This is a genomic window from Streptomyces sp. NBRC 109706 (assembly GCF_000974485.1).
Lineage (GTDB): Bacteria > Actinomycetota > Actinomycetes > Streptomycetales > Streptomycetaceae > Streptomyces.
Map to the genome: position 1 here is coordinate 1,050,999 of NZ_BBOM01000004.1, position 14,438 is coordinate 1,065,436.

Annotated in this window: 11 protein-coding genes; 10 read left to right on the forward strand and 1 reads right to left on the reverse strand. The window is 71.4% G+C overall.

Annotation, left to right across the window (positions count from 1 at the left end):
- Positions 1–102 precede the first annotated feature (102 nt).
- The 8 genes from AOM46_RS04345 (at position 103) to AOM46_RS04380 (ending at position 9,601) form a co-directional block, all read left to right on the forward strand.
- Positions 103–1,029 carry a proline dehydrogenase family protein gene (locus AOM46_RS04345; protein ID WP_062205776.1) on the forward strand — a complete coding sequence of 309 codons (927 nt, stop codon included), beginning with the start codon at positions 103–105 and terminating at the stop codon, positions 1,027–1,029.
- 61 nt (positions 1,030–1,090) lie between these two features.
- The gene (gene pruA / locus AOM46_RS04350) at positions 1,091–2,722 is read left to right on the forward strand and encodes an L-glutamate gamma-semialdehyde dehydrogenase (protein WP_062205778.1); all 1,632 of its coding nucleotides are present in this window, start codon (positions 1,091–1,093) and stop codon (positions 2,720–2,722) included.
- A 219-nt stretch (positions 2,723–2,941) separates the two neighbouring features.
- Positions 2,942–3,154, forward strand: a complete 213-nt coding sequence (locus AOM46_RS04355) for a hypothetical protein (protein ID WP_062205780.1) — start codon at positions 2,942–2,944, stop codon at positions 3,152–3,154.
- A gap of 66 nt (positions 3,155–3,220) precedes the next feature.
- A complete protein-coding gene (locus AOM46_RS04360; protein WP_062205781.1) occupies positions 3,221–4,264 on the forward strand; it encodes a 3-isopropylmalate dehydrogenase in 1,044 nt (347 codons plus the stop codon).
- Positions 4,265–4,543: 279 nt separating this feature from the next.
- On the forward strand, positions 4,544–5,650 hold the full coding sequence (locus tag AOM46_RS04365; RefSeq protein ID WP_062205782.1) for a branched-chain amino acid aminotransferase: 1,107 nt from the start codon (positions 4,544–4,546) through the stop codon (positions 5,648–5,650).
- 326 nt (positions 5,651–5,976) lie between these two features.
- Positions 5,977–7,593 (forward strand): citramalate synthase, encoded by a 1,617-nt coding sequence (gene cimA / locus AOM46_RS04370; RefSeq protein WP_062205783.1) that lies wholly within the window; start codon positions 5,977–5,979, stop codon positions 7,591–7,593.
- 169 nt (positions 7,594–7,762) lie between these two features.
- Positions 7,763–9,358, forward strand: coding sequence for an acyl-CoA carboxylase subunit beta (locus tag AOM46_RS04375; protein WP_062205786.1), 1,596 nt, complete (start codon positions 7,763–7,765; stop codon positions 9,356–9,358).
- 33 nt (positions 9,359–9,391) lie between these two features.
- The gene (locus tag AOM46_RS04380) at positions 9,392–9,601 is read left to right on the forward strand and encodes an acyl-CoA carboxylase subunit epsilon (protein WP_062205789.1); all 210 of its coding nucleotides are present in this window, start codon (positions 9,392–9,394) and stop codon (positions 9,599–9,601) included.
- An 89-nt stretch (positions 9,602–9,690) separates the two neighbouring features.
- On the opposite strand, the gene AOM46_RS04385 is transcribed toward AOM46_RS04380, so the two are convergent.
- The gene (locus AOM46_RS04385) at positions 9,691–9,900 is read right to left on the reverse strand and encodes a hypothetical protein (RefSeq protein WP_062205792.1); all 210 of its coding nucleotides are present in this window, start codon (positions 9,898–9,900) and stop codon (positions 9,691–9,693) included.
- A gap of 530 nt (positions 9,901–10,430) precedes the next feature.
- Here AOM46_RS04385 and AOM46_RS04390 point away from each other — a divergent pair.
- Together AOM46_RS04390 and AOM46_RS04395 are read left to right on the forward strand one after the other, a co-directional pair.
- Entirely contained in the window at positions 10,431–13,961 is a 3,531-nt protein-coding gene (locus AOM46_RS04390; protein WP_062205795.1) for a nitrate- and nitrite sensing domain-containing protein, read from the forward strand.
- Between the two features lie 19 nt (positions 13,962–13,980).
- Positions 13,981–14,394 carry a roadblock/LC7 domain-containing protein gene (locus tag AOM46_RS04395; protein ID WP_062205798.1) on the forward strand — a complete coding sequence of 138 codons (414 nt, stop codon included), beginning with the start codon at positions 13,981–13,983 and terminating at the stop codon, positions 14,392–14,394.
- Positions 14,395–14,438: the final 44 nt, after the last annotated feature.

Consider the following 14,438-nt stretch of genomic DNA (forward strand, 5'->3'; position numbering starts at 1 on the left):
ACCGGCCGCTCGACAGCTGTCGATAGGCGCGGGGACGCGGCGGTCCTACCTTCTGGGTAACGCGTCGCCGCTTCGTTTCGGCGGACCCATCGGGAGGTGCCCGTGCTTGGACCCGTACTGCTGGCGGCGGCCGGCAGCGATCGCATTCGGCGGCTGGTGTCGTCCGCCTCGCTCACCCGTCCGGTGGTGGACCGCTTTATCGCCGGCGACCAGGTCGCCGACGCGCTGGACACCACCCGCACCCTGCTGGACCAGGGGATGACGGTCACCCTCGACCGGCTCGGCGAGTCGGTGACCGACCCGGCCCAGGCGGTGCGCAACCGGGACGGCTATCTGGAGCTGCTGGACGAGCTGACGGGGCACGGTCTCGCCGAGCGCGCCGAGCTGTCGGTGAAGCTCTCGGCCTTCGGCCAGGCGCTCCCCGACGGCCACGACATCGCCCTGGGCCATGTGGAACGGGTGGTCGCGGCGGCCACCGAGGCCGGCACCGCCGTCACTCTGGACATGGAGGACCACCGCACGGTGGACTCCACCCTCGCCATCCACCGGGAGCTGCGTCGTACCCACCCGGAGACGGGCGCGGTGCTCCAGTCCTATCTCTTCCGCAGCGAGAACGACTGCCGCGAGCTGGCCGAGGCCGGCGCCAGGGTGCGGCTGGTCAAGGGCGCCTACCGGGAGCCGGCGTCCGTCGCCCACCAGCGCAAGCCCGAGGTGGACCGGGCCTATGTGCGGTGTCTGCGGCTGCTGATGGCGGGGGGCGGCTATCCGATGGTCGCCACCCATGACCCCCGGCTGGTGGCGGTGGCCGAGGAGATCGCCAAGCGCGAGGGGCGGGCCTTCGACGCCTACGAGTACCAGATGCTCTTCGGCATCCGCGACGCCGAGCAGCGCCGGCTGGCCGCGCTGGGCCACCGGGTGCGGGTCTATGTGCCCTACGGCGACGACTGGTACGGCTACTTCATGCGCCGGCTGGCCGAGCGGCCCGCCAACCTCGCCTTCTTCGCCCGCTCCCTGGCGACCCGCGGCTGACTCCCGTGAGACCCCACCGCACCCCCGAACAGACCCCGCTGACCGAAGGAGACGAACCGCCATGGACGCTGTGACCCAGGTCCCGGTCCCGGTGAACGAGCCGGTGCTCGGCTACGCGCCCGGCTCCCCCGAGCGCGCCCGACTGGAACGCAAGCTCAAGGAACTCGGCGAGAACCCGATCGAGTTGCCGATGACCATCGGCGGCCGGCGCCGGCTCGGCGGGGGCGAACGCTTCGACGTGGTGCAGCCGCACCGGCACGCGGCCAGGATCGGCACCTATGGCAACGCCACCGAGCAGGACGCCAGGGACGCCATCGACGCGGCGCTCGCCGCGGCCCCCGCCTGGCGGGCGCTGTCCTTCGACGACCGGGCGGCCGTCTTTCTGAAGGCCGCCGAACTGCTCTCCGGGCCCTGGCGGGAGACCATCGCCGCCTCGACCATGCTCGGGCAGTCCAAGACGGTCCAGCAGGCGGAGATCGACGCGCCCTGCGAGCTGATCGACTTCTGGCGGTTCAACGTGCACTTCGCCAGGGAGATCCTGGCCGAGCAGCCGCCGGTGCAGCCCAAGGGCGTCTGGAACCGGACGGACCACCGGCCGCTGGAGGGTTTTGTCTACGCGATCACCCCGTTCAACTTCACGGCGATCGCCGGCAACCTGCCGACCGCGCCCGCGCTGATGGGCAATGTGGTGGTGTGGAAGCCGTCGCCCACCCAGACCCATGCCGCGGTGCTGCTGATGCGGCTGCTGGAGGAGGCCGGGCTGCCGGACGGGGTGATCAACCTGGTCACCGGTGACGGTCGGGCGGTCTCCGAGGTGGCGCTGCCGCACCCGCGGCTGGCCGGCATCCACTTCACCGGGTCGACGCCGACCTTCCGGGCGCTGTGGCGCGGGGTCGCCGACCATCTGGAGAACTACCGCAACTACCCCAGGATCGTGGGGGAGACCGGTGGCAAGGACTTCATCGTCGCCCACCCGAGCGCCGATCCGGCCGTGCTGCGCACCGCGATCGTCCGGGGCGCCTTCGAGTACCAGGGGCAGAAGTGTTCCGCCGCGTCCCGCGCCTATGTGCCGAGGTCGCTGTGGGAGGGCGGCCTGCGGGACGAGCTGGCGGCCGAGACCGACGGGCTGACCATGGGCGATCCGACGGATCTGGGCAACTTCATGGCGGCCGTCATCGACGAGCGGGCGTTCGCCAAGTGCCGGGCCGCCATCGACCGGGCCGCGGCCGACCCCAGCTGCGAGATCATCGCCGGCGGCTCCTACGACGACAGCGTCGGCTGGTTCGTCCGGCCCACGGTGCTGACCTGTTCGGACCCCGACAACGAGGTGTTCACCGACGAGTACTTCGGACCGATCATCGCCGTCCACGTCTATGAGGACGACAACTTCGACGCGATGCTCGACCAGATGGAGTCGGTCGCCGACTACGCGCTGACCGGCGCGTTTCTGGCCAGGGATCGCGCGGTGCTGGCGGAGGCGAGCGAGCGGCTGCGGTTCGCCGCCGGGAACTTCTACCTCAACGACAGGCCCACCGGGTCCGTCGTCGGCCAGCAGCCGTTCGGCGGCGCGCGCGCCTCCGGCACCAACGACAAGGCGGGCTCGAAGCTCAACCTGCTGCGCTGGGTCTCCCCCCGGGTGATCAAGGAGACCCAGGTGGCAGCCACCGACTACCGCTATCCGCACATGGGCTGACCGTCTCCTGACCGAGGCGGCACGTCCCTCGGCCCCCACCCGCCCCCAAGGCCCCTTCCGCCTCGGGGAGAGCGGGGTGGGGGCCGTCCGCGTCTCAGATAGTAGGACGGTCGACTATTTGGGCAGACAGCACGGCATCGGGGGGCTACTTTTGTGGAGGTCATACGCCGGGTCACCGTCGCCCCGGCAGTCTGTCACCCCCACCTGGAGCTGACCGCCATGGACGCCACCGCAGTCACTACTGCCCCAGCCGTCGCCGTCGTTCCCGTCCATACCGCGCGTGCGGTCCAGGAGGCGGCCGCCGGTCCCAGTGCGCGGAGCCGCGCCAGGGCCGATGCCCGCGCCGCTGCCATCGCCAGCCGCCGACAGGCCGCCCTCGCGCTCCAGGAGGCCGTGGACCGCAGGGACAACGGCGGGGCCGTCGCCCTCTGACCAGCCCCTCGTCCGTATGGTGGACGTCCGCCCTCGAAGGGTGGGACGGGGCGTAGGGTCCCACCCATGGCTCGCAGTATCGATCTCGCGGTGATCCCTGGTGACGGCATCGGCCCTGAGGTGGTCGCGGAGGGGCTCAAGGTCCTGACCGCGGTGTTGCCCTCGGACGTCAAGTGCGAGACCACCGCCTACGATCTCGGCGCCCGCCGCTGGCACGCCTCGGGGGAGACCCTGCCCGACGCGGAGTTGGAGCGGCTGCGCGGCCATGACGCGATCCTGCTCGGCGCGATCGGCGACCCCTCCGTTCCGTCCGGGGTGCTGGAACGCGGTCTGCTGCTGAAGCTGCGGTTCGCCTTCGACCACTACGTCAACCTGCGCCCCAGCCGCCTCTTCCCCAACACCCCGAGCCCGCTGGCCGGCCGCCCCGAGATCGACTTCGTGGTGGTCCGCGAGGGCACCGAGGGCCCGTATGTGGGCAACGGCGGCTCGATGCGCACCGGCACGCCCGCCGAGGTGGCCACCGAGGTCAGCCTCAACACGGCCTTCGGCGTGGAGCGAGTGGTGCGGGACGCCTTCGAGCGGGCCGCCGCCCGGCCGGCGAAGAAGCTCACCCTGGTGCACAAGAACAACGTGCTGGTGCACGCCGGCCATCTGTGGAAGAACACGGTGGACCGCGTCGCCCAGGAGTACCCGGGCATCGACGTCGACTACCTGCATGTGGACGCCGCCACCATCTTCTTCGTCACCCAGCCGCAGCGGTTCGACGTCATCGTCACCGACAACCTCTTCGGCGACATCCTCACCGACCTGGCCGCCGCCATCACCGGCGGCATCGGCCTCGCCGCCTCGGGCAACATCAACCCCGAGGGCACCTTCCCGTCCATGTTCGAGCCGGTCCACGGCTCCGCCCCGGACATCGCCGCCACCGGCAAGGCCGACCCGACCGCCACCGTGCTGTCGGTCGCGCTGCTGCTCCGCCACCTCGGCTACCAGGCCGAGGCCACCCGGATCGAGGACGCCGTCACAGCGGACCTCGCCGAGCGTGACGCGGCGTCGCCCCGCTCCACCGAGCACATCGGCGACGCGCTGGCGGCACGAGTATCCGGCTAGCCTGTCGGCCGTAGGCCGCCGGGCTTGGCTGCCCGGTGGCTGGTGCGACGCCGCCGCTGGGTGCCACCATCGTTCTCAGGACCGCGACCGGGTGACGGGTGCGGACGTCCTTTCGGCAGGCTCACCGAATCCGCCGTTCCACGCGGGTTCGGGAAGATTCCGGGTAGGCGTTCGTTCCCCTGTCATCGCCCCGGTCTCCGCCCCGATGCTCGGACTTCCTAATACCCACGGGCCCCGGGGCGCGGTCCGCTTCGACACTCAGTGAAGGACGCGCTCACCATGACAACCTCCTCCTTGCCCTTCGACCGCAAGCTCGCGGCGCAGCCGCGGTCCGCCGCGGACCGCGAGGCGGCGCTGGCCAACCCCGGGTTCGGTAACTACTTCACCGACCACATGGTCACCATCAGGTGGACCGAGGGCCAGGGCTGGCACGATGCGCGACTTCAGCCCTACGCTCCCCTCCCGATGGACCCGGCCACCATGGTCTTCCACTACTCGCAGGAGATCTTCGAGGGGCTGAAGGCCTACCGCCAGGCCGACGGCTCCGTCGCCGTCTTCCGCCCCGAGGCCAACGCCGAACGCTTCCAGCGCTCCGCCCGGCGGATGGCCATGCCCGAGCTGCCGATCGAGCTGTTCGTCGAGGCCATCGACGTGCTGGTCGCCCAGGACACCGCCTGGGTCCCGGCCAGCGGGGAGCAGTCCCTCTATCTGCGCCCGTTCATGATCGCCTCCGAGGTCGGCCTGGGCATCAACCGCCCGGCCAACGAGTACCTCTTCGTCGTGATCGCGTCCCCGGCCGGCGCCTACTTCCCCAAGGGCATCAAGCCGGTCTCCGTCTGGCTCTCCAAGGAGTACGTGCGCGCGGCCCCCGGTGGCACCGGCGAGGCGAAGACCGGCGGCAACTACGCCGCCGCCTTCCTCGCCCAGGCCGAGGCCACCGAGCAGGGCTGCGACCAGGTGGTCTGGTTGGACGCCGTGGAGCGCCGCTGGGTCGAGGAGATGGGCGGCATGAACCTCTACTTCGTGCGGGGCAGCGGCGCCGACGCCCAGATCGTCACCCCCCAGCTCAGCGGCACCCTGCTGCCCGGCATCACCCGTGACTCGCTGCTGCGCATCGCCAGCGACCTCGGCTACTCCACGGGCGAGGTCAAGATCTCCACCGACGACTGGCACGAGGGCAGCGCCAGCGGCGTCATCACGGAGGTCTTCGCCTGTGGCACGGCGGCCGTGATCACCCCCGTCGGTTCGGTCAAGTCCGCCGCGGCGGCGTGGCTGGTCGGCGACGGCCAGCCGGGCCCGGTCACCCTGCGGCTCCGCGAGGAGCTGCTGGGCATCCAGACCGGTCAGCGCCCCGACCCCTATGGCTGGATGCACGCCATCGCCTGAGGAAAGCGCCTCCGGACCCCGCCCCCACCGGGCGGGGTCCGGATGGTGAGACGGAGAAGCGGCGCGGCGGGCGGTCCGTGCCATACTGCGCACGTGCTCTCGTTCGCCAACATTATTGGTGACTAGCGCGCCGGTCACGCGGTGTCCACCGCCCCGCCCACCAGTAGCGGGAGGGGACACCAAGCCCCCGACCCGCGCGCAGACCTCTCGCACCCGCGAGGGGTTTTTTCGTTTTCCGGCCCACCCCGCCGGAGCGAGGGCGCCAGGGAAGGAGGCAGCGACGCCGCCTTAAGACACGCACACCTCCCCATGAGGAGATCCAGGCCATGACGACGGAAGCCACCCGGCCAGAGGCGCCGACCGACGCCTTCCACGTGTTCGACACCACCCTCAGGGACGGCGCGCAGCGCGAGGGCATCCACCTCAGCGTCGCCGACAAGCTGACCATCGCCCGCCACCTGGACGAGTTCGGCGTGGGCTTCATCGAAGGCGGCTGGCCCGGCGCCAACCCCAGGGACACCGAGTTCTTCCAACGCGCCGCCACCGAGATCGACTTCCGGCACGCCCAGCTGGTGGCCTTCGGCGCCACCCGCAAGGCCGGCTCGGACGTCGCGGCCGACCGTCAGGTCCAGGCGCTGCTCGACTCGGGCGCGCCGGTGGTCACGCTGGTGGCCAAGGCCCACGACCGGCATGTCGAGCTGGCGCTGCGCACCACCCTGGACGAGAACCTCGCCATGGTGGCCGACACCGTGCGCCATCTCCGCGCCCACGGACGACGGGTCTTCGTCGACTGCGAGCACTTCTTCGACGGCTACGCCGACAACCCCGAGTACGCGTTGACCGTGGTCAGGACCGCGGCCGAGGCGGGTGCCGACGTGGTGGTGCTCTGTGACACCAACGGCGGGATGCTGCCCGGCCGGGTGACGTCCGTGGTGCGCACCGTGCTGGCCGAGACCGGCGCGCGCCTCGGCATCCACACCCAGGACGACAGCGGTTGCGCCGTCGCCAACACGCTGGCCGCCGTGGACGGGGGCGCCACCCATGTCCAGGGCACGGCCAACGGCTACGGCGAGCGGGTCGGCAACGCCAACCTCTTCCCGGTGGTCGCCGCACTGGAGCTGAAGTACGACATGCGGGTGCTGCCGCCGGGGGCGCTCACCGAGATGACCCGGATCTCGCACGCCATCGCCGAGGTCGTCAACCTGCCGCCGGCCACCCACCAGCCCTATGTCGGGGTCTCGGCGTTCGCCCACAAGGGCGGGTTGCACGCCTCGGCGATCAAGGTCGATCCCGACCTCTACCAGCACATCGACCCGGAGCTGGTGGGCAACTCGATGCGGATGCTGGTCTCCGACATGGCGGGGCGGGCCTCGGTCGAGCTGAAGGGCCGCGAGCTGGGCTACGACCTGGACGGGGACCGCGAGCTGGTGGGCCGGGTGGTCGCCCGGATCAAGGAGCAGGAGCGCGGCGGCTACACCTACGAGGCGGCCGACGCCTCCTTCGAACTGCTGCTGCGCGACGAGGTGGCCGGCCGCAGGGACCGGTTCTTCGAGCTGGAGTCCTGGCGCACCATCACCGACCACAGGACCGACGGCCAGATGGCCAACGAGGCGACGGTGCGGCTGTGGGTGAAGGGCGAGCGGGTGCTGGCCACCGGCGAGGGCAACGGGCCGGTGCACGCGCTGGACCAGGCGCTGCGACTGGCGCTTGAGCGGACCTTCCCGGAGCTGGCCCGTATCCAGCTGATGGACTACAAGGTCCGTATCCTGGAGGGCAAGTACGGCACCCAGTCCACCACCCGGGTCCTGGTCACCTGCGGCGACGGCGGGGCCGAGTGGTCCACGGTCGGCGTCGCCGACAATGTCATCGCCGCCTCCTGGCAGGCCCTGGACGATGCCTACACCTACGGCCTGCTGCGCGCCGGGCTGCGGCCCGACGCGTGAACCGTATGCTGTGGGGTTCCTCTAATTCGCCTCGGGGCGGTTCTGTGTGGTCCGCCCACCAACCGCCCCGCGCCGGCGCCGGTTCTGTACAGCGTGGCCATGAATTGCCGAAGGAGACTGTGCGGACCCGACGAGAGTGTGGACGGGCAAGGTTTCGTAGGGTCTATACATGACCGATCAGGCCGATACGGCAGCCCCCGAAACCCCAGTCGCCACGGACACCAGGGGCCGGGTGGCGGAGCTGCTGGCGATCCGCGCGCAGATGCTCGCCGGGCCTTCCGAGAAGGCGACTGCGGCCCAGCATGCCAAGGGCAAGCTCACCGCCAGGGAGCGGATCGGTCTGCTGCTCGATCCCGACTCCTTCCACGAGGTGGGCGGACTGCGCCGGCACCGCGCCACGGGCTTCGGCCTGGAGGCCAAGCGCCCCTACACCGACGGCGTGGTCACCGGCTGGGGCACGGTGCACGGCCGCACGGTCTTCGTCTACGCGCATGACTTCCGGATCTTCGGCGGCGCGCTGGGCGAGGCCCATGCCGCCAAGATCCACAAGCTGATGGACATGGCGCTGGCCGCCGGCGCCCCGTTGGTCTCGTTGAACGACGGCGCCGGGGCGCGTATCCAGGAGGGTGTCTCGGCGCTCGCCGGCTATGGCGGCATCTTCCAGCGCAACACCCGGGCCTCCGGGGTGATTCCGCAGATCAGCGTGATGCTCGGCCCCTGCGCCGGCGGCGCCGCCTATTCGCCGGCGCTGACCGACTTCGTCTTCATGGTCCGCGAGACGGCGCAGATGTTCATCACCGGGCCCGACGTGGTGCAGGCGGTCACAGGCGAGGAGGTCACCCAGAACGGTCTGGGCGGCGCCGACGTGCACGCCGAGACGTCGGGCGTGGCGCACTTCGCCTACGACGACGAGGAGACCTGCCTGGAGGAGGTCCGCTTCCTCCTCTCCCTGCTCCCGGCCAACAACCGGGAGAACCCGCCGGCCGCCCCCACCGACGACCCGGTGGAGCGGCGCTCCGAGGCGCTGCTCGATCTGGTGCCGCTGGAGGGCAACCGGCCCTACGACATGCGGGCCGTCATCGAGGAGCTGGTGGACGACGGCGAGTTCCTGGAGGTCCACGAGCGCTGGGCCACCAACGTCATCTGCGCCCTGTCCCGGATGGACGGCCAGGTCGTCGGCATCGTCGCCAACCAACCGCAGGCGCTGGCCGGGGTGTTGGACATCCACGCCTCGGAGAAGGCCGCGCGCTTCGTCCAGATGTGCGACGCCTTCAACATCCCGATCATCACCCTGCTCGACGTGCCGGGCTTCCTGCCGGGCGTGGACCAGGAGCACGGCGGGATCATCAGGCACGGCGCCAAGCTGCTGTACGCGTACTGCAACGCCACGGTGCCCCGGATCTCGCTGGTGCTGCGCAAGGCCTACGGCGGCGCGTACATCGTGATGGACTCCCAGTCCATCGGCGCCGACCTGGCCCTCGCCTGGCCGAGCAACGAGATCGCGGTGATGGGCGCCGACGGCGCCGCCAACGTGATCTTCCGCCGGCAGATCGCGGCCGCCGAGGACCCGGACGCGATGCGGGACCGGATGGTCAAGGAGTACAAGGCCGAGCTGATGCACCCGTACTACGCTGCCGAACGTGGCCTGGTGGACGATGTGATCGACCCGGCGGAGACGCGCCCCGTCCTGATCCACGCGCTGGACATGCTCCGCACCAAGCACGCCGATCTGCCCGCCCGCAAGCACGGCAACCCGCCCCAGTGACCCGGCACCGCGTGCCGAGGGAGGAAGCCACCGATGAGTTCTGAGACGACCGACCCGCGTCTGGTGCGGGTCGAGCGGGGCGCCGCCAGCGCCGAGGAACTGGCCGCCGTGACCGCGCTGCTGATGGCCAGGGCCGCCAGGAGCGGGGCCCCGACGCCGGCCCCCGTCCACCCGAGGACCGCCGGTTGGCGCCGGTTGGAGCGGGTCAGCACCTACCGGGTGCCGCGCAGCTGGCAGAGCTGACGGCCCCTGGACACGCACACGACGAAGCCCCCGGCCGATCGGCCGGGGGCTCTCGTGTGAGGGCTTTCGTGCGGGGTGGTCGCGCCCGGTCAGCGGGCGAGGGCCTCGAAGTAGCCGGCCAGGGACGGCTCCTGGCCCTTCTCCAACACGGTGCGACGAGGGTTGGCCGTGTGCGCCGGCGCCTCGGGGGAGCCGGCCGGGGCCAACTCGGCGGGGGCGAGTGCGCTGGCGTCCACGAGGTGTGCCAGGGTGGTACGCCGTGGATTGGCGATGGAGCGGGTGATCAGCGTGCTCTTCACGGTGTTCAGCCTTGTCATTCCGGGAAGCCTTGTAAAGCCGAGGCTAAGGGCCGGCTACCCGACGAAGGTGGGGTGATAGTCGCCCGTGGGGTGTGAGTTTCCTCACGGGACAAGGGGTGAATCGGGCGGATCGGTCCATTCTTCATCGGTCGTGGTATGCGTTGCGGGCGGAGTATCCTCCGATACTTCGCGGAAGCGTGAACAGGTCCGGGGTCGATGGTGACGGCCCGGTCAAAAGTCCGGTTTCTCCGTGTGATCTGTGCACGCCAGGTGATGTTTCACCTTCACAGCGTCATAGATGTCACAGGAGTATCCCGGGCCCTTGTTGGAGATCGGCCACTGTGCTGGAATTCCACGAACCGACGCGGGTCAGCGGATTTCGTGAGGGCGCACACCGGCGTCACTCACCCGGCTGATCACCGTCACGCGCCGGTTGCCCAAACGACCGTTACGGGGCGACGACTGCCCCCGGCTCGATACCGTTTCGCCGCACCCGCGGGGGAACGCCTGGTCCAGAGGTTGCGACGCTAGTGCAGGGACGTTTCAAGAGGGAAGGCAGTGCCGCGGGGGACGCGGAGCGAAGCGGTGCGGTAGACCGCGGCTCGGCCACCGGCCCCGCTCCGGACGCCGAAAAGGCGCGGCCGACCACGGGCGGCAAGGAGCAGCCTTCCAGGAAGCGAGCGGCCGAGGAGGCCGAGAGCCCCGCCAAGGACGCACCGCCCAGCCGTCCGATCCGCGGCGGCTCGCGCCTCGCCCTGCGCAACTGGCGGATCAGCACGCGCCTGGTCTCCCTGATCGCGCTCCCCGTCGCCGCCGCCACCGTGATGGGCGCGCTGCGTATCGAGACCTCACTGGGCAACGTCGAGCAGCTGGAGGACATGCAGCTGCTCACCGACATCACCCAGCAGGCGACGCTGCTCGCCGCCGCGCTCCAGGAGGAGCGGGACCGCTCGGCCGGTCCGCTGATCAGCGCGGACGACGACACCAGCGAGGACGTCGTCGGCCCCCGGGAGCGCACCGACGAGGCGATGGCCGCCTTCAGTGACGCGCGGCTGCGGATCCGCGGCACCGAGGACTCGATGCGCGGTGTCGAGGCCACCATCTACGACATCGGTCGCCGGCTCAACGAGCTGAGCGCGGTGCGCAACGGTGCCTACAACGACGAGGAGTACACCGCGCAGACGATCACCCAGTACAACGAGGTGATCGAGGCCCTGCTCAGCCTCTCCCAGGACATGGCGCAGGCCACCAACAACAGCGACATGATCCGCAGCACCCGTGCGCTGGCCGCGTTCTCCTCCGCCAAGGAGCACGCCTCCATCCAGCGCGCGGTGATCACCGCCGGCCTGGCCAGGGGCGAACTGCCCGGCCAGCAGGCCGAGCTGTCCGAGGCCGACTGGCGCTTCGGCCGCACCCACCAGCTCAGCGAGACGGTCGCCCTCGACAACTTCACCCAGATCTACGGCGACCCCGAACGGGCCAGGGAGCTGCTGCGCCCGCTGGAGGGCGGCATCGTCAACGTCGCCGCGGCCAACGACTACGCCCAGCGGGTGTTCTCGGCCGAGGAGGGCATCCGCAGCCAGGAGCGCACCTACCGGGACTGGTACGACCAGGACCGCACCAAGATCGACGCGATGGGCACCATCGAGCGCACCCTGCTCTTCGAGATGCAGGACCAGGCCCGCCAGCTGCGGGACGAGGCCCAGCGCGACGCCTTCGTCAACGGCGCGATCGTCCTGCTGGTGCTCGGTATCACGCTGGTCGGCGCCTTTGTGGTGGCCCGCTCCATGGTTCGTTCGCTGCGCCGCCTCCAGGAGACCGCCACCGAGGTGGCCCGCACCCGGCTGCCCGAGGTCGTCCGGCAGATGTCCGACGCCGAGCCCGGCGAGGTGGACACCTCGGTCGAGTCCGTCGGTGTGCACACCAGGGACGAGATCGGCCGGGTGGCCCAGGCGTTCGACGACGTGCACCGGGAGGCCGTCCGACTGGCCGGTGAGCAGGCGCTGCTCCGGGGCAACGTCAACGCGATGTTTACCAACCTCTCCCGCCGCAGCCAGGGCCTGATCCAGCGGCAGCTGTCGCTCATCTCCGAGCTGGAGTCCCGCGAGGCGGACCCCGACCAGCTGTCCTCGCTCTTCAAGCTCGACCACCTCGCCACCCGCATGCGGCGCAACGGTGAGAACCTGCTGGTCCTCGCCGGCGAGGAGCCGGGACGTCGGTGGACCCGCCCGGTGCCGCTGGTGGACGTGCTGCGGGCCGCCGCCTCCGAGGTGGAGCAGTACGAACGCATCGAGCTGAGCGCGGTGCCCAAGACCGATGTCGCCGGCCGGGTGGTCAACGACCTCGTCCACCTGCTCGCCGAGCTGCTGGAGAACGCCACCTCGTTCTCCTCCCCGCAGACCAAGGTCAAGGTCACGGGACACGCGCTGCCGGACGGCCGGGTGCTGGTCGAGATCCACGACACCGGCATCGGCCTCTCGCCCGAGGACCTGGCGCAGATCAACGACCGGCTGGCCAACCCGCCCACGGTGGACGTCTCCGTCTCCCGCCGGATGGGCCTCTTCGTGGTCGGCCGGCTCTCCCTGCGGCACGGCATCCGGATCCAGCTGCGCCCCTCGGACTCCGGCGGCACCACCGCGCTGGTGATGCTGCCGGCCGAGGTCGCCCAGGGCTCGGGGCGGATCCGCCCCGCCGGGCCCACGGAGACCACATCGGCCACGCTGCAGCGCGACACCCCGCCGGTGCGCCGCCCCTCGCTCGGCAAGGGCAGGTCGGACGGCGACGCCGGCCCCGGCCGTGGGCAGCAGGCCCTCGGCGCGCCCGGGCGTCCCGATCGGCCCGCGCTGCCCTCCCGTTCCTCGGCCGAACCCCGGCAGGGCCCCGGAAGTCTGGAGCCGCCGCGCACGCCGGCCGGCGCCGCGCCGGGACGCCCCGAGCCGGCGGCCGCGCCGGGCGGCGGCGCCGGCCGCCCCAGCTGGGCCACCGGAGGGGACGACACCGCCCGAATACCCGCGGTCAACGACGCGTTCGAGCCGTCCAGGGCGGCCGGTTCGCCCGAGTCGACCGGCGAGCACGCCCGGTCCGACTTCTCCGGCGCCCAGCCCGGCCCGCCCCGCCCCGAGCCCCGGCTGCCGCAGGCACCCCGCGCCGACCAGCCGCATCCCGACGCCCGTCAGGCGCCGGAGCGGCCGTGGGCGCCCGAGGCACCCCAGGCGCCGCGCCCCGACGGGCGGCCGGGCGGCCGCTTCGACGAGCCCTCGGTCTTCGGCGCGCCGCCCCCCGCCGCCCGGCCGGCCCCCGGCGGGCCGCAGGACACCGGCGAGTTCCCCAGCGGCCCCTATCCGACGGTCGGGCAGACCGCGGAGCACCCCACCGGTCAGTACCAGGCGCGGCGTCCCGACCAGTCGGCGCCGCCCACCGGGCAGCAGCGGCCCGAGGCCGGTGCCGGCCTCCGGCGCACCTCCTCCTGGCAGCGCCCGCAGGACGAGCTGGACGCGCCGCTGCCGGCGCCCGAACCGCGCCGCTCTCCCGAACGCACGCCCATCTTCGAGGAGATGGAGTCGACCTGGTTCGGCACCCGCCGTGCCGTCCCGCCGCAGCTCGGCGACGACGCCTCGGCACCGACCAGGACGGCCCCGTCCCCGACCGCGCCAACGCCCCCACCGGTGGCGCCAGAGCCGTCTCCGACCGTCGCGCGCCCGGACGACAGTCCGGCGAGTGCGGTGCCCCCCACCCCGGCCCCCACCCCGCAGGGCGGCGGTGCGCCGTGGCGCGCCTCGCCCAACGACGAAAGGTGGCGGCAGGCCGAGCAGTTGCGGCAGCCGAGCGCGGGTGGCGTCACCACGTCGGGGCTGCCCAAGCGGGTCCCCAGGGCCAACCTGGTGGCGGGCGCGGCGCAGCCGGATCAGCAGCAGGCGGCTCCCTCGGGCCCCTCGGTCTCCCGCCGTCCGGACGATGTCCGCGGCCGGTTGACCAATCTCCGCAGGGGCATTCAGCAGGGGCGCCAGGCCGGTTCTTCGGCCGGTCGCACGGACCGGGGCCAAGGCCCCACCTATCAGTAGGAGCGTTAGTGTGAGCCCGATGAGCCAGGCGGCCCAGAACCTCAACTGGTTGATCACCAGTTTTGTGGAGAACACCCCGGGGGTGTCCCACACGGTTGTGGTGTCCGCCGATGGTCTTCTTCTGGCGATGTCCGAGGGATTCCCACGGGATCGCGCCGACCAGTTGGCGGCGGTGGCCTCCGGGCTGACGTCGCTGACGGCCGGCGCCTCGCGGATCTTCGAGGGCGGTGCGGTGAATCAGACCGTGGTGGAAATGGAACGGGGGTTCTTGTTCATCATGTCCATTTCCGACGGTTCCTCGCTGGCGGTGTTGGCACATCCGGAGGCCGATATCGGCCTCGTGGGTTATGAGATGGCGTTGTTGGTGGATCGTGCGGGCACGGTCCTGACCCCCGACTTGCGCGCCGAACTGCAGGGAAGTCTGCTCAACTGAGGTCAAGCTCCCCCCACATGAGCACCATCATCCGCGTCGTCGAA

What these genes read in the sequence shown, in the direction of transcription:
- pruA (WP_062205778.1), top strand. Translation starts at nt 1,091, where the DNA reads ATGGACGCTGTGACCCAGGTCCCGGTCCCGGTGAACGAGCCGGTGCTC.
- AOM46_RS04360 (WP_062205781.1), top strand. Translation starts at nt 3,221, where the DNA reads ATGGCTCGCAGTATCGATCTCGCGGTGATCCCTGGTGACGGCATCGGC.
- AOM46_RS04375 (WP_062205786.1), top strand. Translation starts at nt 7,763, where the DNA reads ATGACCGATCAGGCCGATACGGCAGCCCCCGAAACCCCAGTCGCCACG.
- AOM46_RS04395 (WP_062205798.1), top strand. Translation starts at nt 13,981, where the DNA reads ATGAGCCAGGCGGCCCAGAACCTCAACTGGTTGATCACCAGTTTTGTG.
- AOM46_RS04380 (WP_062205789.1), top strand. Translation starts at nt 9,392, where the DNA reads ATGAGTTCTGAGACGACCGACCCGCGTCTGGTGCGGGTCGAGCGGGGC.
- AOM46_RS04355 (WP_062205780.1), top strand. Translation starts at nt 2,942, where the DNA reads ATGGACGCCACCGCAGTCACTACTGCCCCAGCCGTCGCCGTCGTTCCC.
- AOM46_RS04365 (WP_062205782.1), top strand. Translation starts at nt 4,544, where the DNA reads ATGACAACCTCCTCCTTGCCCTTCGACCGCAAGCTCGCGGCGCAGCCG.
- cimA (WP_062205783.1), top strand. Translation starts at nt 5,977, where the DNA reads ATGACGACGGAAGCCACCCGGCCAGAGGCGCCGACCGACGCCTTCCAC.